Origin of the sequence: Mesobacillus subterraneus, assembly GCF_000934845.1 — a bacterium.
In the GTDB taxonomy this organism is placed as follows: Bacteria; Bacillota; Bacilli; order Bacillales; family Cytobacillaceae; genus Mesobacillus; species Mesobacillus stamsii.
The window spans coordinates 1-1,762 of record NZ_JXIQ01000143.1 but is presented as its reverse complement, the minus strand read 5'-3'; the positions used below and the strand labels follow the sequence as shown (position 1 = coordinate 1,762).

The following is a 1,762-nucleotide window of genomic DNA, read 5'->3' as shown; positions in this document are numbered from 1 at the left end:
CAAAATAACGGGGCTTTCTTGACAACTTTTCGCTCTACGTCCCCAAACCTGTCAAAATAAATTTTTCCAGCATTAGCACATAGCCTACGCTTAGGCAAGCCGTTTGCCGCTAACTCCTCAAGACGTTTTTCGCCTTCGTGTCTATCAACAAAAAAGATTCGTTTAAGAATATTTGGCTCCATGCCTCGATTTTCCCGCAATTGCAAAAAAAGGGTCAACATATATTATTCAAGCGCCTTGGTCAGCTCCGACAAGCGCTGCCCGCCTTTTTATAGGAAAAAAGATCCGGAATGATTATTTCCGGATCTCGTTTTTCATTATGAAATTTGTTCCAATAAAGTTTTTGTTTCAGAGTATACCAGGTTATGCGCTTCGGCTACGGCCTGATAGGTTACATAGCCGTTCAGCGTGTTGATCCCTTTCAGCAAGGCTTCGTTGTCAAGGCAAGCCTGCTTGTACCCTTTGTTCGCAATTTGCACCGCATAAGGCACTGTTACGTTTGTCAGTGCGATTGTGCTTGTGCGGGGAACTGCTCCCGGCATATTGGCAACAGCGTAGTGTACGACACCATGCTTTTCATAAGTAGGGTTGTCATGAGTTGTGATTCTGTCCGTTGTTTCAAAAATTCCACCTTGATCGATCGCGATATCGACAACGACGGATCCTGGGTTCATAGATTGGATCATTTCTGCAGTTACCAGCTTAGGAGCCTTTGCACCAGGAATCAATACAGCGCCGATTACAAGGTCAGAAGCTTTAATCGCTTCAGCAATATTCAATGGATTGGACATAAGCGTTGTAATATCAGAACCAAATATATCGTCTAAATGGCGAAGACGATCGGGATTCAAGTCAATCATCGTAACCTCAGCACCAAGTCCGACTGCCATCTTTGCTGCATTCGTTCCGGCTACACCGCCGCCGATGATGGTAACCTTGCCTCTTTGGACGCCAGGAACGCCACCAAGAAGGATCCCTTTTCCGCCATGCACCTTTTCTAGAAACTGAGCGCCAATTTGGGTAGACATACGTCCAGCCACTTCACTCATAGGCGTCAGCAATGGAAGTGAACCATTTGCCAGTTGCACTGTCTCATAGGCGATTCCCACTACCTTGTTCTCAATCAATGCTGTTGTCAGTTCGGGTTCTGGGGCCAAGTGCAAATAGGTGAATAAAATTAACCCTTCACGAAAATAACCATACTCTTCTGGCAGAGGTTCTTTCACTTTCATGACCATATCCTGTGCCCATGCTTCTTGTGCATTTTCGACAATGAATGCACCAGCAGCTTTGTAATCTTCATCGGTAAAACTCGAGCCGATGCCGGCAGCTGATTCGATATACACCTCATGTCCGAATTTCACAAGGTTGACAACTCCTGCAGGCGTCATGGCCACTCGGTTTTCATTATTCTTTATCTCTTTAGGTACACCGATACGCATTCTTGCATACCTCCTATGTATTATAATCGCTCATCCATTCATCCTGCTCCATCTCATAATTTTCAAAATAAAAAACAGGAAAAAGAAACGAGATTGAAAACACTTTCATTTTAGTAGAAAAAAGCGCGTTTGGCAAAACAATTCGTTTGAAATTTTTTAAATATATTATTCTGTATATTTGAATAATTCTATATAGTGAATTGGAAAGCACAACTCCTCGAATTTACTATATTACTAAAACAACTGCAATAAGGGTATCTCTCTTGCAGAATGATACCCTTATGCGTGCAGTTCCGCCTCCATAAGGCTATCTCTCTTGC

The 1,762-nt window shown here is 43.2% G+C and carries 2 protein-coding genes; both read right to left on the bottom strand.

Going from position 1 to position 1,762, the window contains the following annotated elements; genetic code table 11:
- A partial coding sequence (locus UB32_RS20300; protein ID WP_044395688.1) for a hypothetical protein occupies positions 1 to 182 on the bottom strand: 182 nt, incomplete at its 3' end.
- A 135-nt stretch (positions 183 to 317) separates the two neighbouring features.
- Positions 318 to 1,442, bottom strand: a complete 1,125-nt coding sequence (ald, locus tag UB32_RS16355; protein ID WP_044395686.1) for an alanine dehydrogenase — start codon at positions 1,440 to 1,442, stop codon at positions 318 to 320.
- Positions 1,443 to 1,762: the final 320 nt, after the last annotated feature.

Bases quoted from the DNA above. Each gene is read 5' to 3' on its own strand.
- ald (WP_044395686.1), bottom strand. From the start codon at position 1,442: ATGCGTATCGGTGTACCTAAAGAGATAAAGAATAATGAAAACCGAGTG.